This window comes from Clavibacter michiganensis (assembly GCF_021216655.1).
GTDB classification, from domain to species: Bacteria; Actinomycetota; Actinomycetes; order Actinomycetales; family Microbacteriaceae; genus Clavibacter; species Clavibacter michiganensis.
Map to the genome: position 1 here is coordinate 3154277 of NZ_CP080437.1, position 17804 is coordinate 3172080.

Annotated in this window: 17 protein-coding genes; 5 read left to right on the top strand and 12 right to left on the bottom strand. The window is 73.4% G+C overall.

Annotated elements, in window-relative coordinates; translation table 11 throughout:
- Positions 1-102: 102 nt before the first annotated feature.
- Positions 103-435: a hypothetical protein gene (locus K0V08_RS15030; RefSeq protein ID WP_128516952.1), complete on the bottom strand. Its 333-nt coding sequence runs from the start codon at positions 433-435 to the stop codon at positions 103-105.
- A gap of 427 nt (positions 436-862) precedes the next feature.
- On the opposite strand from K0V08_RS15030, the gene K0V08_RS15035 reads away from it, so the two are divergent.
- Both K0V08_RS15035 and K0V08_RS15040 read left to right on the top strand, forming a co-directional pair.
- The gene (locus tag K0V08_RS15035) at positions 863-1840 is read left to right on the top strand and encodes a sugar phosphate isomerase/epimerase family protein (RefSeq protein ID WP_079531956.1); all 978 of its coding nucleotides are present in this window, start codon (positions 863-865) and stop codon (positions 1838-1840) included.
- Positions 1837-2805: a 3-hydroxyacyl-CoA dehydrogenase family protein gene (locus tag K0V08_RS15040; RefSeq protein ID WP_079531959.1), complete on the top strand. Its 969-nt coding sequence runs from the start codon at positions 1837-1839 to the stop codon at positions 2803-2805. Before K0V08_RS15035 ends, K0V08_RS15040 begins: the two co-directional genes overlap by 4 nt.
- A 33-nt stretch (positions 2806-2838) precedes the next feature.
- On the opposite strand, the gene K0V08_RS15045 is transcribed toward K0V08_RS15040, so the two are convergent.
- Complete coding sequence (locus K0V08_RS15045) at positions 2839-3588, bottom strand: SDR family oxidoreductase (RefSeq protein ID WP_079531960.1); 750 nt, start codon at positions 3586-3588, stop codon at positions 2839-2841.
- Between the two features lie 133 nt (positions 3589-3721).
- Here K0V08_RS15045 and K0V08_RS15050 point away from each other — a divergent pair, with 133 nt between their 5' ends.
- Positions 3722-4564, top strand: coding sequence for a helix-turn-helix transcriptional regulator (locus tag K0V08_RS15050; RefSeq protein WP_012037468.1), 843 nt, complete (start codon positions 3722-3724; stop codon positions 4562-4564).
- A gap of 100 nt (positions 4565-4664) precedes the next feature.
- Positions 4665-5306, top strand: a complete 642-nt coding sequence (locus K0V08_RS15055) for a hypothetical protein (protein WP_086503684.1) — start codon at positions 4665-4667, stop codon at positions 5304-5306.
- A 7-nt stretch (positions 5307-5313) separates the two neighbouring features.
- Here the strand turns inward: K0V08_RS15055 and K0V08_RS15060 are convergent, their stop codons facing one another.
- The 10 genes from K0V08_RS15060 to K0V08_RS15105 form a co-directional block, all read right to left on the bottom strand.
- Positions 5314-6036: a GntR family transcriptional regulator gene (locus tag K0V08_RS15060; protein ID WP_231689088.1), complete on the bottom strand. Its 723-nt coding sequence runs from the start codon at positions 6034-6036 to the stop codon at positions 5314-5316.
- Positions 6037-6051: 15 nt separating this feature from the next.
- The gene (locus tag K0V08_RS15065; RefSeq protein ID WP_079533678.1) at positions 6052-6831 is read right to left on the bottom strand and encodes a triose-phosphate isomerase family protein; all 780 of its coding nucleotides are present in this window, start codon (positions 6829-6831) and stop codon (positions 6052-6054) included.
- 22 nt (positions 6832-6853) lie between these two features.
- Positions 6854-7315 (bottom strand): ribose-5-phosphate isomerase, encoded by a 462-nt coding sequence (locus K0V08_RS15070; RefSeq protein ID WP_079531966.1) that lies wholly within the window; start codon positions 7313-7315, stop codon positions 6854-6856.
- Positions 7316-7364: 49 nt separating this feature from the next.
- The gene (locus K0V08_RS15075) at positions 7365-9101 is read right to left on the bottom strand and encodes a dihydroxyacetone kinase family protein (protein WP_079531968.1); all 1737 of its coding nucleotides are present in this window, start codon (positions 9099-9101) and stop codon (positions 7365-7367) included.
- Between the two features lie 80 nt (positions 9102-9181).
- Complete coding sequence (locus tag K0V08_RS15080) at positions 9182-9943, bottom strand: GntR family transcriptional regulator (protein WP_012037474.1); 762 nt, start codon at positions 9941-9943, stop codon at positions 9182-9184.
- A gap of 53 nt (positions 9944-9996) precedes the next feature.
- Complete coding sequence (locus tag K0V08_RS15085; protein ID WP_012037475.1) at positions 9997-10926, bottom strand: ATP-binding cassette domain-containing protein; 930 nt, start codon at positions 10924-10926, stop codon at positions 9997-9999.
- Entirely contained in the window at positions 10923-11966 is a 1044-nt protein-coding gene (locus K0V08_RS15090) for an ABC transporter permease (protein ID WP_012037476.1), read from the bottom strand. The genes K0V08_RS15085 and K0V08_RS15090 overlap by 4 nt, the downstream gene beginning before the upstream one ends.
- A 104-nt stretch (positions 11967-12070) precedes the next feature.
- Complete coding sequence (locus K0V08_RS15095) at positions 12071-13048, bottom strand: sugar ABC transporter substrate-binding protein (protein ID WP_012037477.1); 978 nt, start codon at positions 13046-13048, stop codon at positions 12071-12073.
- Positions 13049-13303: 255 nt separating this feature from the next.
- Positions 13304-14311 carry an inositol 2-dehydrogenase gene (gene iolG, locus K0V08_RS15100; RefSeq protein ID WP_079531970.1) on the bottom strand — a complete coding sequence of 336 codons (1008 nt, stop codon included), beginning with the start codon at positions 14309-14311 and terminating at the stop codon, positions 13304-13306.
- A 59-nt stretch (positions 14312-14370) separates the two neighbouring features.
- Positions 14371-15288, bottom strand: a complete 918-nt coding sequence (locus K0V08_RS15105; RefSeq protein ID WP_079531973.1) for a sugar phosphate isomerase/epimerase family protein — start codon at positions 15286-15288, stop codon at positions 14371-14373.
- A gap of 306 nt (positions 15289-15594) precedes the next feature.
- Between K0V08_RS15105 and K0V08_RS15110 the strand changes: the two genes are divergently transcribed.
- Complete coding sequence (locus K0V08_RS15110) at positions 15595-17730, top strand: ExeM/NucH family extracellular endonuclease (protein ID WP_079531975.1); 2136 nt, start codon at positions 15595-15597, stop codon at positions 17728-17730.
- The last annotated feature ends 74 nt before the right edge of the window (positions 17731-17804 follow it).

Genomic DNA, 17804 nt, shown 5'->3' on the forward strand with positions numbered 1-17804 from the left:
GGGTCGCCGTGACGCACCGGATGGCGGCGGTGAGTCGTGCTGACGGACGACGGCCGACGTCTCCGCGGGGGAGGCGTCGGCCGTCGATGCGGGCGGATCCGGCTAGCGAGGAGCCGGCGCGTGGTGCGTGAAGATCGTCCAGTCGAGGTACTGCCTGTCGATCGGACCGCGTCCGCCGACCCTCCCGTAGTCGTAGTCGTAGCCGGTGCAGTGGGGGCCGGAGAAGCTGGTGACGGTGGTGTCGTAGATCTGCGGCAGGACGACGCCCGCGTACCGGACGTCGTCGATCTTGTCGCTGTAGCCGGTGTACGACACGCACTCGTTGACGTCGTTGTAGGCCAGAGTCCCACCCGGCCTGACCGAGTGGCCCTGGACGCGGAAGGACCGGATGTTCTGCCCCCCGTGGGCGACCGGGATCCAGTGCGTCTGGAACACGAACCGGAACAGCGGGCCGGGCCACTTGGGCGCCGGGCCGGGCTTGGCTCCCGGGACGGTGATCTGGGACGCGTCGGTGGAGGTGGACGCCGATGCCGGCGCCGCGGAGGCCGGCGCGATGCCGAGGCCGAAGGTGGCGGAGAGCGCGATGGTGGCGGCGGCGGCGAGTGTCCCCGCTCGACGGAGGCGACGCGAGGATGGGGTGGAGGGCGTGGTCGATGGCCTGGTGATGGTGCTCCGTTCTCGGGTGGAGCTCGAGACTAAGGAGCCCGTCCATCCCCCGTGGACGCGCCTCCACAGACAGTCGTCTAGGCCGACCTCGGCGAGCAGGCGGACCGGGTCGCCGTCCCCCCTGGTCGCGCGGATGCTATTTCCTATAGGATCTTGACCCCGGGCACCCGGGACCCGACGACCGCGATGGAGCAGCATGCCGGACACCCCCGCGACCCACCCCGCCCCCGCGTTCACCGCCGCGGACTGGCCCATCGCCACCTGCCTCCACTCCTTCGCCACCGTCGGTCGTGACGGCACCGCCCTCCACGACGCGGATCCGGCCGTCTGGGACCGCATGTTCGCCGACATCGCGCGCGAGGGCTTCACCCTCGCCGAGCTCGCCGACAGCCACGTCCGTCCGGCCGACCTCGAGTCCTCCCGCCGCGACGAGCTCGTCGCCATCGCGCGGGCGCACGGCGTCGGGATCCCCTCGGTGCACCTGCAGCGGCAGAGCGTGATCATGCCGGGCCACGAGGAGGAGAACCTCGCCTATGCGCACCGCACCATCGACGCGATCGCCGAGATGGGAATGGAGGTCTTCTCGACCGGGCTGCACCAGCCGTTCAGCGAGGCGCAGCGGAAGGCGCTGTGGTTCTGGACCGCCGAGGGACCCAGAGACCCCGACGACCCCGAGGTGTGGGACGCCGCCGTCACGCGCCTCCGCGAGCTCGGCCGGCACGCGGCGCAGCTGGGACTCCGGATGGCGCTCGAGATGTACGAGGACACCTACCTCGGCACGGCGGACAGCGCGGTGCGGCTCGTGGAGGAGATCGGCCTCGACAACGTGGGGCTCAACCCGGACGTCGCGAACCTCATCCGCCTGCACCGCCCGGTCGAGAGCTGGCGCGAGCTGTACGCGAAGACGCTGCCGTACGCCAACTACTGGCACGTGAAGAACTACATGCGCGATGAAGCCGCCGACGGCAGCTGGGCGACCAGCGTGCCCACCACCATGAAGGCCGGCCTCATCGACTACCGGCAGGTGATCCGCGACGCGGTCGAGCTCGGCTTCGACGGGATCATCCTCACCGAGCAGTACGGCGGCGACAGCCTCGGCGTCTGCGCGGAGAACCGCGACTACATCCGCACGCTGCTGCCGCAGACGCGCGACGCAGAGGGAGAGGCACCATGACCGACCAGCACAGCACCGCACGCCGCATCGCCATCGTCGGATCCGGGTACATGGGCGGCGGAATCGCGCAGGTGCTCGCGCTCGCGGGCGCCGAGGTGCGCATCGCCGACATCTCCGAGGAGATCGCCGTCGCGAACCACGCGCGACTGCTGGAGGAGGCGGCGAGGTTCGTCGCCGACGGGCTGTTCCCCGCCGACGCCGTGGAGCGGATCCGCGCGGCCGTCACGCCCGCCGCGTCCATCGAGGAGGCCGTCGCCGACGCCGACTTCATCGAGGAGGCCGTGCCGGAGAAGCTCGAGATCAAGCACGCGACCCTGCGGCGGATCTCGGCGGCGGCCCGGCCCGACGCGGTCATCGGATCCAACACCTCGACGATCCTCATCGGCTCGCTCGCGGAGGCCGTCACGAACCCCGAGCGGTTCCTCGGCGTGCACTTCTCGAACCCGGCGCCGTTCATCCCGGGCGTCGAGCTGATCCCGCACGCGGGCACCGACGAGTCCGCGATCCAGGCGGCGGAGGCGCTGGTCGCCTCGACCGGCAAGGAGACCGCGCGCGTCACCGACTCCACGGGCTTCGTGCTCAACCGCCTGCAGTACGCGCTCTTCCACGAGGCGACGCAGATCGTGGAGGAGGGCATCGCGACCCCCGAGGACATCGACACGATCGTCCGCACGACCTTCGGCTTCCGCCTGCCGGTGTTCGGTCCGTTCGCGATCGCCGACATGGCCGGCCTCGACGTCTACGCTTTCTGCTACGCGTCGCTCCAGACCCGCTGGCCCGAGCGGTTCGCGACGCCGGCGTCGCTCCAGGAGCACGTCGACGCGGGCGAGTACGGCACGAAGACCGGATCCGGCTACCTCGACGTGCCCGCCGAGCGCACCGAGGCGCTCGTCGCGTACCGCAACAAGGCGTACGTGGCGATCAAGGAGCTGATGGACGAGCTGGGGCCGGCGCCGATCGGCTAGCTGCCGCGCGTTACCGGCCCGCGCGCCCGTGCCTCAGTGCGTCCGCTGCGCGAGCATCGCGAGCACGTCCGCGTGGCGCCCCTCGGCCTCGGCGTCGCGGAGGAACCGCACGCGCTCGACCAGCACCTCCTCCACGTCGGGCTGCCGCTCGAGGATCCGCATCACCTCGTCGAGGAACTCGTCGAGCGGCATCGCCGACTCCTCGTCCTGCTGTCCCATGAGGGTCGTCCGCACCGCCGGCGGCACCAGCTCGATCACCTGGAGGGGCGTGCCGGACCACTGCACGCGCAGGCTCTGCGTGAACGAGTGCACGGCGGCCTTCGTCGCCGAGTAGGTCGGCGTCGCCGGCAGCGGCACGGACGCGAGCCCCGAGGACACGGTCATGAGCACGCCGTCGGGCTGCGCCGCGAGCCATGGCCCGAAGGCCGCTGCCGTGCGGATCGTGCCGAGCAGGTTCGTCGTGATGGTCGACTCCGCGACCTCGAGGTGCGCCGGGTCGCGCAGGTCCTCGGGGAGCATGACGCCGGCCATCGTGACGACGACGTCGAGGCCTGGGTGCTCCTGGGTGACCCGCTCGGCGGCGGCGGCGATGGACGCGGGATCCGTGACGTCGAGCTCGACGGCGTGCATGCCGGGGTGCGAACGGACGATCTCGTCGAGCAGCGCCCGGCGGCGGCCGGCGACGATGACGATGTCGCCGCGATCCTGCAGGCGCTCGGCGAGGCCGAGGCCGATGCCCGACGTCGCTCCGGTGATCAGGACGGTGCTGCCGGTGGTCTTCATGGTGCCTCCTCCGCGGGGCCGTGCGCCCCGTCGCCGTCCAGCCTGCGTCGGACGCGACCGGCCGGGAAGGGAGCGCGCATCGGGGGAGCGGCGGTCCCTGGATGCGCGGCTCACCGGGGGCGAGGATGGGGCCATGGACCGTCCCGGACTCGCCGACTTCCTCCGCGCGCGCCGGGAGGCGCTGCGGCCCTCCGACGTGGGCCTGCCCCCGGGCGCCCGTCGCCGCACCGCGGGCCTCCGCCGCGAGGAGATCGCGGCCGTCGTCGGCATGTCGGCCGACTACTGGGCGCGGCTCGAGCAGCGCCGGGGCCCGCAGCCCTCCGACCAGATGCTCACGGCCATCGCCCGCGGGCTCCGCCTCGGCCTCGACGAGCGCGACCACCTCTTCCGCCTGGCCGGGCACGGGACGCCGCGGCGGGCACGGCTGTCGCCGCACGTCAGCCCGGGCCTCATGCGCGTGCTCGACCGCCTCGACGACACCCCCGCCCTCGTCATCACCGAGCTCGGCGAGACGCTCGCGCAGAACCGCCTCGCCTCCGCCCTCTTCGGCGACGACGTGACCCGCACCGGCCTCGACCGCAGCGGCGTGCACCGCTGGTTCGCGCACCCCGAGGAGCGCGGGCACTACCCGGAGCGCGACCACGAGCGGCAGGGGCGGCTCCAGGTCGCCCAGCTGCGGGTGGCGGCGTCGCAGGCGGACCCGGATCCGCTCGCCGCCGAGGTGCTCGCGAGCCTGCTCGCCACGAGCGCGGAGTTCCGCCGCTACTGGGACCTGCAGGAGGTCGGCAACCGGTTCGACGAGCGGAAGACCCTGGTGCATCCGGAGGTGGGCGAGATCGAGGTGCACTGCCAGGCCCTCTTCACGGAGGACCAGTCGCAGGTGCTGCTCGTGCTGACCCCGGTGCCGGGATCCGGGGCCGCGGAGGCGCTCGCGCTGCTCGGCGTCGTGGGGGAGCAGCGGTTCGAGCGGTCCTAGCCTGTCGTCGCGTCGGCCGGCGGGAAGTCCGCTCCTCGGATGAGGGACGTGCTGCTCCCCGACGACGACGCGGCGCGTGCGCGGTGTCACGCTCGGATGCATGCCCCGTCGTGTCACCGCCGTCCTCCTCGCCGTGTCGGGATCGGTGCTCGCGCTGGCCGCCCTGGCTGCTTCCGTCCTCGCCGCGCACAGGGACCCGGAGCGGGTGCTCGTCGTGGGAGAGCTCGGGCCCGGTGCCCTGTGGGAGGTCACGTGGATCGGCGGCGGCCTCGCCCTCGTCGTCGCCTTCGTCGTCGGGACCTCAGCGGTCACCGCGCGTGCGCACCGGGTGATCCGCATCGGCGCGATGTCGATCGCAGTGGTGACGGCCGTCGGGGTGTCGCTCCTGCTGTGCCTCTATGTCCTGTTCTCGATGCTCGGCGCCGTCCGGTACCTCGATGTCGGCACCGTCGACGGCCAGATGGTGGCCGTGGCCGAGGGGTCGTCGCTCGCGGGGGTGTCGGTCTCCGTGGGCCGTAGGGAGGGCTGGTCCTTCGTCCCCGCGCCGTCCTCCGCTCCCGACCGATCGCCTTCCTCGATGAGCGTGGACGGCGGGCCGCCGCCGTCGAGTGGGGGTGGCTACCGCGTGCGGCGTGACGGCGATGACGTGGTGGTCACGTTCTCGATCGCCGGCGAGGAGCACGAGCTCCGCGTCGGATCCTCGTCCGCGCACGACGGGGAGGAGGCGACCGGCGCTCGATGAGGGTGCGTCACGCCGACGTCGCGTCGTCCGCGTCCCGGCGCGACCGCTCGCGCACGCGCTCGATGTGCGCCCGCATCGCGGCAGCGGCGGCCTCCGGCCCCTCGCCGATCGCGGCGATGATCGCGCGGTGCTCGTGCACGGCGTCGTCCGCGTCGTGCACACCCGTGCGCATCGTCTGGCGCATGCGGTGGACGCGCGTGGAGATCGCCTCGGACATGTCGAGGAGGAACGGGTTGCCGGTGGCCTCGAAGATCCGGTGGTGGAAGTCCCAGTCGACGACGAAGTACTCGCGGATGAGGCCGACGGGCATCTCGCTGTCGCCGGTCGCCGCGCGCACGCGCCGGGTCGTCTCCTCGTGCGCGGCGAGCGCCTCCTCGAGCGCGGGGACCAGGCGCGTCGGATCCGCGGCGGCCAGCGCCGTGGCCCCGCCCTCGAGCACGAGCCGCGCGTCGAACAGCGCCTCCAGCTGCTCTCCCGCGATGGGCGGCGCCACCCGGTAGCCCTTGTGCGCCTCGCGGGCGACGAGGCCGGTGCGCTCCAGCTGCACGAGCGCCTCGCGCACGGGCGTGGGGGAGACGTGGAGGTCGCGCGCGATCTGGTCGATGGCGAGCCGGGAGCCCGGCTCCATCGCGGATCCCATGAGCATGTCGAGCACGAGGTCGTAGACGCGGTCGCGGAGGCCCTGCCGGGCGGGCATCGAGGTCGCGTCGAGCGGGAGGCCGGTGGTCACCAGGACAGTCTGCCGTCAGCGGGCGGCGTCGGACGCCGGGCGGGCCGCGGCGCGCGCGTGCACCTCGTCGAGGATCGAGGCGACCGCGCGCGGGTCGTGCGCGAACCGGCCGAGGAAGAGACCGTCGACGTCGTCGCCGATGCGGGTGAGGAGGCCGGGCCCCGCGCTGCCGCCGTAGATGACCGCGGATCCCGGGTGCGCGTCAAGCGCCCGCACGTGCGCGCGCAGCTCCCGGCAGACCGCGCGGATGTGCGCGTCGGAGGCGGGCTCCGCCGCGCCGATCGCCCACTGCGGCTCGTACGCGACGACGATGCGCCCGCCGTGCCCGGCCGCGCGGGCCGCCGCGAGCGCGTCGTCGAGCTGGCGGATGCACTCGCGTGCGGCGTCGGCCGGATCCTGCCTGGTCTCCTCGCCGACGCAGAGGATCGGCACGAGCCCGGCCCGCAGCGCCGCGTCCGCCTTCCGCCGCACGACCTGGTCCGTCTCGCCGAACAGGCGCCGCCGCTCGGCGTGCCCCACCTCGACGAACGCGCCGCCGAGCTCCCGGATCTGCCCGCCGGACACCTCGCCCGTGAACGCGCCGGCGTCCTCCGCCGCGAGGTCCTGCGCGCCCACGGCGGCGAGCCCGTCGAGGATGCGGACGGCGGCCGGCACCGACAGGTACGACGGCAGCGCCACGAGCTCCGCCTCGCCGCCCGTCGTCGCCGGATGCGTGCGCGCGATCGCCGCGACGGCCTCGCACCACGCGACCGTCTCCGCGTGCCCGAGGTACATCTTCAGGCTCACGCCGATCATCGCCGGCCGCGCGGTCACGCGCCTACTTCGCCTCGTACGCGCGGATCTCGTCCACCTTGTCGTTCGACGGGCTCGACGTGTCGAACTCGTACGTCAGCCACTCGCGCACGTTCCGCCGCGCCAGCTCCAGGCCGACCACGCGCTGCCCCATGCAGAGCACCTGCGCGTCGTTGGACAGCACGCTCCGCTCCACCGAGAAGCCGTCGTGCGCGGTGACGGCGCGGATCCCGGCCACCTTGTTCGCCGCGATGGCCATGCCGAGCCCCGTGCCGCAGATCAGCACGGCCCGGTCGGCCTCGCCGCGCGCGACCATCTCGGCCGCCGTGGTCGCGACGGTCGGGTAGGCGGTGTGCCCGTCGGCGTCGACGCCCACGTCCACCACCGAGACGACGAGGCCGCTCGCCTCGAGGTCGGCTTTGATCGCCTCCTTGTGGTCGTATCCCGCGTCGTCCGCGCCGACGACGATGCGCCAGGTCCTGGTCATCCGGTCCTCCTCATGGTGGTGCTGATCGTGCTGATGGCGTCGCCGGGTCTCACCGGTCGGCGAGCGCGCGGCCCACGGCCGCGGCGATGAGCGCGAGCGAGATCGCGCCCGGGTCGGCGGTGCCGACGGAGCGCTCGCCGTGCGACCTCGCGCGTCCGATGCCGGGCTTCATGGCCGCGGTGGCGTCGGCGGCCTCCTGCGCGGCGTCGCTCGCGGCGGCCCACGCGTCGGCGAGCGGGGCGCCGGATCCGACCCGCTCGGCGAGCGCGTCGGCGAACGGCACGAGCGCATCCACCATGGTCTTGTCGCCGAGCGTGGCCTTGCCGTGGCCCATGACCGCGTCCCGCGCGGCGCCCACGCCCGCGGCGACGGACTCGGCGGTGACGGGATCCGCTCCCTCGTCGTCGAGCGCGTCGCCGACCGCCTGGAGTATGAGCCCCCAGAGCGCGCCCGAGGTGCCGCCGCCCTTGTCCGACCACGCGTCGCCCGCGAGCCGGAGGACCGTGCGCGCGCCGGCGCCCTGCTCCACCGCGGAGGTCGCGCGCTCGGAGGCGGCGCGGGATCCGCGCAGCATGCCGATGCCGTGGTCGCCGTCGCCCGCGACCGCGTCGAGGCGGCCGAGCTCGTCGGCGTGCTCCGCGACGACCGCGTGCACGGCGTCGAGCGCGGCGGCGATGCGCCCGGCGGCCTCCCGCGACGCGTCGCTCGCGTCCGGGATCGCGGCGTCGACCTCGTCGTCCTCGCGCGCGTCGACCGGCTGGAGCGCGGATCCGTCGAACGCGCCGCTGCGGAACGCCGGGGTGTCGGCCGGCGCGGTCCACAGCCGCTCCAGCTCCTCGTCGAGCCAGAGCAGCGTGAGCGACGCGCCCGCCATGTCGAAGCTGGTGCAGAACTCGCCGACCTGCGGATCCACGAGCGTGATCCCGGCCTCCTCGAGCAGGTCCGCGACGCGCGTGAACACGACGAAGAGCTCCTCGCTCTTCACCGAGCCGAGGCCGTTGAGCACGGGCACGACGCGGGCGCCGCGCACCGTCACGCCGTCCGGGATCTCGGCGTCGGCGAGCAGCTGCCGCACGAAGAGCTCGGCCAGGCCGTCGGCGGACGGGATGTCGGTCTCGTCGATGCCGGGCTCGCCGTGGATCCCGAGCCCGATCGCCATGCGCCCCTCCGGCACGGAGAACAGCGGCTCGTCGGCGCCCGGCAGCGTGCAGCCCGTGAAGGCGACGCCCATCGAGCGCGTGCGCGCGTTCGCGAGCCGGGCGACGCGCTCGGTGCCGTCGAGGTCGTAGCCCGCGGCGGACGCGCCGCCCGCGACCTTGAAGACGGTGAGGTCGCCCGCGATGCCGCGGCGCTTCGCCTGCTCGTCGGGCGAGGCGCTGAAGATGTCGTCCGTCACGACGACGGTGCGGCAGTCGATGCCGTCGCCGCGCACGCGCTCCTGCGCGTCGTCGAAATGCAGCACGTCGCCCGCGTAGTTGCCGTAGAGGAGGAGAGCGCCGCGGCCCTGCTCGCTCGAGCGGATCACCGACTCGACCTGGTGCGCGGAGGGCGACGCGAAGAGGTTGCCCATCGCGGCGCCATGCGCGAGGCCGGGGCCGACGAGCCCGCCGAACGCGGGGTAGTGGCCCGAGCCGCCGCCGATGACGACCGCCACCTCGGCCTCCGCCGAGCGGGTCGAGCGGGAGACGCCGCCGTGCACGCGCCGGACCCATCGCCCATTGGCGCGGACGAAGCCGTCCGTCATGTCGTCCGCGAAGTCAGCGGGGTCGTTCCAGAGCCGGGTCATCCGTGGAGTCCTCCTCATCGAGCACGTGAGGAGATCCTATAGGATATTGGATCCGATCGGCAGGGTCCGGGCGGGCAGAGCTACCGGTCGACGAGCGTGATCTCGAACGAGTACAGGTCGGGTCGGTAGCAGTGCTGCCCGTACTCGACGGCGCGGCCCGAGCTGTCGAACGCCGTGCGCGACATCGTGAGCACGGCGCCGCCGCGCGGCAGGTCGAGCAGGCGCGCCTCGGACGCCGTGGCCGCGCGCGCGCCGATGCGCTGCTTCGCGACCCGCATGATCACGCCGCGGCCGCGCAGCAGCTGGTAGAGCCCGTGGGTGGCGAGGTCGTCCGGATCCAGGTCGACGAACGGCTCCGGGAGCACGTTGTCGAGGACCGCGAGCGGCATGCCGTCCGCGGTGCGCAGCCGGGTGAGGTGCAGCACCGGGCTGCCGACCTCGACGCCCAGCGCCTCGGCGACCTTCTCGTCGGCCTCGCCGCGCGACGACGACAGCATCTCCGTGCGCGGCGTCTGGCCCTGCCGCTCGAGGTCCTCGTAGAGGCTCGTGAGCTCGACGTTGCGGGTGACCCGGCCGTGCACGACCTGCGTGCCGATGCCGCGACGGCGCACCAGCAGGCCCTTGTCGACGAGGTCCTGGATCGCCCGGCGGATGGTCGGGCGCGAGAGGCCGAGCCGGGTGCCGAGCGCGATCTCGTTCTCGAGCCGGGCGCCCGCGGGGAGCGTGCCGTCGTGGATCGCCGTCTCCAGCAGGTTCGCCACCTGGTAGTAGAGGGGGACCGGGCCCGAGCGGTCCAGCGCGAGGAACAGGTCGGGGGGCAGGATCTGCTCCGGTTGGCTCACGTCGATCGCTCCCTCGTAGGTCAGGTCAACGCCTCATCCTGGCATGCGGGGGTTCAGCGGCCGGACGCCGGCGCGGCTCCCTCCGGGCCTGGGTCCGCGCCCGGATCGCGCGCGAGCTCGTGCGCCAGCGAGTCCAGCTCCGCGCCGCCGGCCATGAGGCTCGTCAGCTCGCCGAGCGTGATCTCGTCCTTCTCGAACGTGCCGAGGCTGGATCCGCGGTTGAGCAGCAGGAACCGGTCGCCCACCGGGAACGCGTGGTGCGGGTTGTGCGTGATGAAGACCACGCCGAGCCCCCGGTCGCGCGAGCGCGCGATGTAGCGCAGCACGACGCCCGACTGCTTGACGCCGAGCGCGGCGGTCGGCTCGTCGAGGATCAGCACGCGGGCGCCGAAGTGCACGGCCCGGGCGATGGCGACGCACTGGCGCTCGCCGCCGGACAGCGTGCCGATGGGCTGGTCGACGTCGCGGAGGTCGATGCCCATCTGCGCGAGCTGCTCGTGCGTGATGGCCTTCATGGCGGCCACGTCGAGCCGGCGGAACGGCCCCTTCCCCGTGGTGATCTCGGAGCCGAGGAAGAAGTTCCGCCACACGGGCATGAGCGGCACGACCGCGAGGTCCTGGTAGACGGTCGCGATGCCGGCCTGGAGCGCGGCGCGCGGGGATCCGAGCGTCACGGGCTCGCCGTCGAGCAGCATCGTGCCCTCGCTCGGCGCGTGCACGCCCGCGAGCATCTTGATGAAGGTCGACTTGCCTGCGCCGTTGTCGCCGAGCACGCACGTGACCTCGCCCGCGGCGACCACGGTCGAGACGCCCGTGAGCGCGTTGACGGCGCCGTAGCTCTTGCCGATGTCGCGGACCTCGAGGATGGTCGTGCCGGCGGTCGGCAGCGGGGGAGTGGGGCGTCCGCCGGCCTCCTCGGCCGCGCCGGGGACGGCGCCCGCGAGAGGCTCGGAGGCGGCGCTCGCGCTCGTCCCGGTCGTCATCGTCCGCCTCCCGCCCGCGTCCGCACCAGGTTGTTGAGGAGCACCGCCGCGAGGAGCATCACGCCGAGGATCGTGCGCAGCCAGTTCGTGTCCCACTGGGCGAACGTGATGCCCTGGAAGACCATGCCGTAGATCAGCGCGCCGAGCGCCGCGCCGATGGCGGAGCCGAAGCCGCCCGTGAGCAGGCACCCGCCGACGACCGCGCAGATGATGTAGATGAACTCCTGGCCGACGCCCGTGTTCGCCTGCACCGTGGAGGTGCGGAACAGCGAGATCATGCCGACGAGCCACGCGGCGCCCGCCGTGCCCATGAAGAGGCCGACCTTCGTCGTGAAGACCGGGACGCCCACCTGGCGGGCGGACTCCTTGGCGCCGCCGACCGCGAAGATCCAGTTGCCCGCGCGGGTGCGCAGGAGGATCCAGGTCGCGACGGCGGCGACGAGGAACCACCACAGCACCGAGACGTAGAAGTTGCCGCCGCCGATCTGGAGCGACGAGCCGAAGATCGGCTGGATGGCGTCGTACGACGGCACCTTCGTCATGCCCTGGATCGCCACCTGGCCGGTGATGAGCTTCGTGACCGCGAGGTCGACGCCCGCGAGCGCGAAGAACGTGCCGAGCGTGACGATGAAGCTCGGCAGTCCCGTCTTCATCACGAGGAAGCCGTTGAGAGCGCCGACCGCGAGGGCCGCCGCGAGCGAGACGAGCACCGCGACCCAGATGCTGAGGCCGTAGTGCGACGTGAGGATGCCGACCACGAGGGCCGAGAAGCCCGTCATGACGCCGGCGGAGAGATCGAACTCGCCGCCGATCATGAGCATCGCGACGGCGACCGCCATGATCCCGAAGGTCGAGGCCGACTCGAGCCACACTCCCGCGCCGGCGAGGGTGAGGAACTGCGGCGTGTAGAGGGAGAAGAACACCAGCACGGCGAGGGCGGCCACGAGGGCGCCGATCTCCGGCCGGGCGAGGATCTTGCGGATCGGCCTGTTCTCGAGGCGCGGCCTCGTGGCGATCGTCACGATGTCCGTCGTGGTCAACGCGGGCTCCTTCGGTGGGCGTCGGGCGGGGCGATGGGTGCGGTGCGGATGGGGGAGAGGGGAGACGCCGGGCCGGGCGCTTCGGGCGCGCCCGGCCCGACCGCCTAGCGGGTGCCGTTCTTCGCGAACTCGGCGACCTGGGCCGCGTTGTCCTTGGTCACGAACGCGGGTCCGGAGTAGACGGGCTGGCCGCCGCCGATGACGTTGCCGTTGGTGGCGTAGAGGTCGAGCGCGGTGATCCCGAGGAAGCCCTGCACGTACGGCTGCTGGTCGACCGCGAACAGGATCTTGTCGGCCTCGACCGCGCTGACGACGTCCTCCGAGAGGTCGAACGTGCCGATCTTCGCCGAGCTCCCCGACTCCTCGACAGCGCCGACCGCGTCGAGCGCGTACTGGCCGCCGAGCGTGAGCACGCCGTCGATGGAGGGATCCGCCTGCAGCTTCGACTTGATCGTCGCCTTCACGTCGGCGTCGTTGGTGCCGTCCACCTGGAGGTTCGCCATCTGGCCGGAGAACGCGCTCGCCGCGGAGGAGCAGCGCTCCTCGAGGCCGACGTTGCCGGCCTCCTGGATCACGCAGAGCGCGTTCTTCAGGCCCGCCTCGCCGAGGCGCTTGCCGACGGCCTCGCCCGCGACCGTCTCGCTCTGGCCGATGTGGGTGAGGGCGCCGAACTCGGCCGACCGCTCGATCCCGGAGTTGATGGTGACGACGGGGATGCCCGCGGCCACGGCCTTCTCGACGCTGTCCTTCACGCCGTCCGGGTTCGCCATCGAGACGACGATCCCGTCGACCTCCTGCGCGACGGCGTTGTCGATGAGCTGGGACTGCTTGGCGGGATCCGGGTCGGAGTTGTACGTGACCGTTGCGCCGTACTGGCCGCCTGCCGTCTCGGCGCCCGACTTCACGCGATCCCAGAAGGCGTCGCCCGTGCTGGAGTGCGTGACCACCGCGAACGTGAGGTCGCCGCCGCCGTTCGCTCCGCCCGCGGTGGGCGCGGCCTCCTGGCCGGTGCCCGCGCACGAGGTGAGGAGGAACGCGGCGGCGACCGTGAGGCCGAGGGGGGCGAGGAATCTGTTCTTCATCGAATGCTCCTTGTCGGGCGGACGCCCGCGCGGGGGTCCTGGACGTCGTCGTCGGGGCGATCTTCGTCCCGCCCGACGTTGTTTGTCAACACATGCTGACAAGACGGATCCATGTCGTGACCCGCCGTCGTCCTGCCGGCGGAGCCGAACGATCCGACCCTCCAGTGTGCCGCCTGCTCGGGCCCTCCCGCGCGCGCGACGAGGCCCGACCGCGTCGGGCGCGGTCGGGCGGGTGGGCGCGTGCGTGCGCCGGGCTCAGAGCGAGACGGGTACCGCCACGCGCTCCACGGCCGAGCGCTGCGCCGCGTCCGCGAGCACGAGCGCCGCGCGGCCGTCCGCGAAGGTCGGGCTGTCGGATGCCTCGCCGCGGGCCAGGCGGATGAAGGCGCGCAGCTCCGCGACGTACGCGGCGGCGTAGCGCTCGAGGAAGAAGTCCTGGTACGGCGGCTTGCCCTCGACGCTCGTGGCGGTCGAGACGCTGACGAGGCTCGTGAGGGCGTTCGAGACCTGCAGGGATCCGTGCGAGCCGAACGCCTCGATCCGCTGGTCGTAGCCGACGGCGCTGTGCCGCGAGTTGGTGATGACCACGAGCGCGCCGGTTGAGGCCCGGAGCGTCACGACCGCGGTGTCGTAGTCGCCGTGCTCACGCGCGCCGGGGTCGAACGTCGTGGACCCGGTCGCCTGCACCTCCACGATGTCCGGCAGGAACGCGCGCGCCATGTCGAGGTCGTGGATGGTCATGTCGCGGAAGATCCCGCCCGAGACCGCGACGTACGCGGCGGGCGGCGCGGCCGGGTCGCGGCTGATGATCGACAGCTGCTCGAGCGCGCCGATCTCGCCCGCGGCCACGCGGGCGCGCGCCTCCGCGAACGCCGGGTCGAAGCGGCGGTTGAAGCCGAGCGCCACGGGCACGCCGGACGACTGCACGCGGGGGAGGAGCGCGTCGACGCGCGCGATGTCGAGGTCGATGGGCTTCTCGCAGAGCACGGGCAGGCCGTGGTCGATGGCGGCCGCGATGAGGTCGACGTGCGTCGGCGTGGGCGAGGCGATGAGGACCGCGTCGACACCGCCCGACGCCATCATCTCGGCCGCGTCCTCGGTGACGCGGCCGCCGAGGCGGGTGGAGAGGGCGTGGGCGCCGTCGACGAAGGGGTCGCAGATCCACGCGAGCTCGGCGTCCGGATCCGCGGCGATGTTCGCGGCGTGGACCTGGCCGATGCGGCCGGTGCCGATCAGGCCGAAGCGCAGGGGGGTCGTGGTCATGTCGTGGGTCCTCGTTCGTCGTGGTGGTGGTGCCGGTGCGCTCGGGGTGGCGCGCCGGATCAGGCCCAGGTGCGGAGGGCCTCGCGATTGACGCGCTGGTCCTCCGTGCGCTCGGCGCGGAAGCCGCGGATGTCGGCGTCGGGCGCGTTGAGCACGTCCTGCTCCACGACCACCCAACCGTCGTAGCCCTGCGCCTCGATCGCGGTCATCACGCTCGCGAGGTCGACGTCGCCGAGGCCGAACGCCACGAACGCCCCGGAGGACCAGACCTCGCGCATGCCGCCGCCGGCCGCGAGCACCCGTCCGAGCTCGGCGGCGTCGACGTCCTTGAGGTGCAGGTGGGTGATCCGCGCGCCCCAGCGGGAGATCGCCGCGATCGGGTCGCCGCCCGCGATCACGAGGTGGCCGGTGTCGAGCGTGAGCCCCACGTCGACCTGGTCGAGGAACCGGTCGATCTCCTCGGGCGACTCCACGAACGTGCCCGCGTGGTGGTGGAAGGTCGGCTCGAAGCCCGCGGCGCGCGTGATCTCCGCGGCGCGCGCGGTGTTGCGGACGAGGCGCGACCACGCGGCGTCGTCGAGCGGGTCGGCCTCGGCGCCGCGGCCGGGGGCGGCGGCGCGGGTCGCGGATCCGGCGTCGGCCAGCGTCGGCAGCGGCAGCCGCGTGGGCCCCGACTCGGCCGCCTCCTGGAACACGCGCAGCGACGCGGCGAGCTCGGGCAGCGACGCCTGGAACGCGTCGTCGTCGGAGAGGGGGAGCTGGATCCACCCGCCCGCGAGCTCGAGGCCCGCGCCGGCGAGCCGGTCGCGCAGCTCGCGGCCGCGGCCGAGGTAGCCGACGGGCCCGAGGTCGATCCCCGCGTACCCGGTCTCGGCCAGCGCCTCCACCATGTCGTCGGGGGTCACGACCTCCGCCCCCTCGGGCGTCAGCTCGAACACGCCGAAGCTCACGGGCGCGCCGGCGACGGTGGCCCTCACGCGGCGGATCCCGCGGGTCGGCTCGGGCGGGCCGTCGAGGCGGCGCGGGATGCGGGGGTGGTGCGGGTCTGGACCATGCGGCGTCGCACTGCTCCTCGGGCCGTAGGGCGGATGTTTGTCCTGACGATAGTACGTGGCGGCGGTCCCGCGCCATCGTGCCGGTCGCCCTGCTCCTGCGTGCCGCGACGATCGCGTGACGAGCCGGTGACGATCCGGTGGCGGCCCTCCGCCCGGGGTCGCGCCCGGCCTACGCTCGACGGGTGATCCCCCACGCGGGGGAACCGCGACGCCGAGGGGGACGACGCCATGACCGAGACCGACACCGCACCCGCATCCCGAGAGCGCCGATCCGGCCCGGGGCGCCGCATCGCCCGCCCGCTCGCCGTCGCGACCGCCCTGGCGCTCGGCCTGTCCGCGCTCGTCGCGTCGCCCGCCGAGGCCGCGACCGTCGCCATCGCCGACGTGCAGGGCACCGGCAGCGCGACCCCGTTCGCCGGTCGCGTCGTCACGGTCGAGGGCGTCGTCACCGCCGACTACCGCGGGGCGAGCGGGTATGCCGGCATCGTGATCCAGACCCCGGGCTCCGGCGGCGCGACCGACCAGACGCCCGGCGCCTCCGACGGGATCTTCGTCTACCTCGCGAGCGCCGACCCGGCCGTCGCGATCGGCGACCTCGTCCGCGTCACGGGCACCGCGTCCGAGCGCCAGGGCCAGACCCAGCTCGCCGCGACCGCGACGGACCTCGTGCGGGCCGGCGTCGGCGTGCCCGCCGCCACCCCGCTGCCCGACACGCTCCGCGGCGCCGACCGCGAGTCGCTCGAGAGCATGCTCGTGACGCCCACGGGCGACTACCGCGTCGGATCCGCGCACCAGCTCGACACCTTCGGCACGCTCTGGCTGAGCGCCGGCGCGGATCTGCCCGTCAAGGCCACCGACGTCGTGCGGCCGGGCGCCGAGGCCGACCGGATCGCCGCCGACAACCGCGCGCGCCGGCTCCTGCTCGACGACGGCTACAACATCCAGCTCACGAACGCGGCCTATCCCGCGGGCGCGACGCAGCCCTACTACACGGCCGACCGCGTGGTCCGCAACGGCGACGTCCCGGTCTTCCCGGCCACCCCGTACGTGCTCGCCTACGGCTTCGACGACTGGCGCCTCCAGCCCACGACGCCGCTCACGTCGCTCGACGCGGCCGGCCGCGTGCCGACCTTCACGAGCGGCAACCCGCGTCCGGCGTCCTCGCCCGAGGTGGGCGGCGACGTCCGCATCGCCGGGTTCAACGTCCTCAACTACTTCACGACGCTCGGGGAGCGCGGCGCCGCCACCGCGGAGGAGTTCCGGAAGCAGCGCGCCAAGATCGTCACGGCCATCACCGGCCTCGACGCGCAGGTCGTGACGCTGATGGAGATCGAGAACTCGACGCGCTTCGGCGAGCCGGCGGACACCGCGACGGCCGACCTCGTGCGCGGCCTGAACGACGCCGCGGGGAAGCCGGTCTGGGACTACGTGCGCACGCCCGCCGAGCTGCAGTTGACGCCGACCGACGAGATCCAGAACGCGATCATCTACCGCACGGACGCCGTGACGCCCGTGGGCCAGGCGGCCACGCAGATCGACGAGACGGTCTGGGGCAACGCGCGCGAGCCCGTCGCGCAGTCCTTCCGTGGCGGCGACCGGACCTTCACGGTGGTCGCGAACCACCTCAAGTCGAAGTCCGGGTCCGGAACGCAGCCGGCCGACGGCCAGGGGTTCTTCAACGCCGACCGCGTCGCGCAGGCGAAGGCCGTCGCGCGCTTCGCGGGCGAGCTCGAGGCGTCGAGCGGATCCGACCTCGTCTACCTCCTCGGTGACTTCAACGCCTACTCGGAGGAGGACCCGATCCAGGTCCTCCGTGACGCCGGCTTCGTCGACCTCGTGGCCGCGAAGGCGCCCGGCGAGCGCACGTACTCGTTCGACGGCGAGGTCGGATCGCTCGACCACGTGCTCGCCACCCGCGCGGGCGCCGCCGCGGTCACGGGCGTCGGCGTCTGGGACATCAACGCACCGGAGTGGGCCGCGCGCGAGTACGGCGGGGCCGCGACGGACGGATCCAGCGCCTTCCGCTCGAGCGACCACGACCCCGTGAAGGTCGGCCTCGACACGATCCGCGACGCGTCGACCCTCGTCGGGTACGCCGACCGCCTGCTCGTCCGCAGCGGGCAGCCGGTGCGGTACACGGTGAAGCTCGCCGCCGGCGCGACGGCTCCGACCGGCCGCGTGCAGATCCTCGACCGGGGCCGCGCGATCGCCTCCGTCGACGTCACGGCGGCCGACGCCGGCCGCGCGACCGTGACGCTGCCGCGCCTGTCCCGCGGGATCCACCTGCTCGCCGCGAGCTACGCGGGCGACGACCAGGCGAAGGGGTCGAGCACCGTCTGGCCGTCGATCGTCCTCGTCTGGTAGCCGTCTCCCGCACGCGGAATGCGCGGGCCGCGGGCCCGGTTGCACCCCGAGACCGCACGAACCGAGCACGAGAA

Excerpts from the sequence above, each read along its gene's own strand:
- K0V08_RS15035 (WP_079531956.1), top strand. The coding sequence starts at position 863 with ATGCCGGACACCCCCGCGACCCACCCCGCCCCCGCGTTCACCGCCGCG.
- K0V08_RS15040 (WP_079531959.1), top strand. The coding sequence starts at position 1,837 with ATGACCGACCAGCACAGCACCGCACGCCGCATCGCCATCGTCGGATCC.
- K0V08_RS15045 (WP_079531960.1), bottom strand. The coding sequence starts at position 3,588 with ATGAAGACCACCGGCAGCACCGTCCTGATCACCGGAGCGACGTCGGGC.
- K0V08_RS15050 (WP_012037468.1), top strand. The coding sequence starts at position 3,722 with ATGGACCGTCCCGGACTCGCCGACTTCCTCCGCGCGCGCCGGGAGGCG.
- K0V08_RS15055 (WP_086503684.1), top strand. The coding sequence starts at position 4,665 with ATGCCCCGTCGTGTCACCGCCGTCCTCCTCGCCGTGTCGGGATCGGTG.
- K0V08_RS15065 (WP_079533678.1), bottom strand. The coding sequence starts at position 6,831 with ATGATCGGCGTGAGCCTGAAGATGTACCTCGGGCACGCGGAGACGGTC.
- K0V08_RS15070 (WP_079531966.1), bottom strand. The coding sequence starts at position 7,315 with ATGACCAGGACCTGGCGCATCGTCGTCGGCGCGGACGACGCGGGATAC.
- K0V08_RS15075 (WP_079531968.1), bottom strand. The coding sequence starts at position 9,101 with ATGACCCGGCTCTGGAACGACCCCGCTGACTTCGCGGACGACATGACG.
- K0V08_RS15085 (WP_012037475.1), bottom strand. The coding sequence starts at position 10,926 with ATGACGACCGGGACGAGCGCGAGCGCCGCCTCCGAGCCTCTCGCGGGC.
- K0V08_RS15095 (WP_012037477.1), bottom strand. The coding sequence starts at position 13,048 with ATGAAGAACAGATTCCTCGCCCCCCTCGGCCTCACGGTCGCCGCCGCG.
- iolG (WP_079531970.1), bottom strand. The coding sequence starts at position 14,311 with ATGACCACGACCCCCCTGCGCTTCGGCCTGATCGGCACCGGCCGCATC.
- K0V08_RS15110 (WP_079531975.1), top strand. The coding sequence starts at position 15,595 with ATGACCGAGACCGACACCGCACCCGCATCCCGAGAGCGCCGATCCGGC.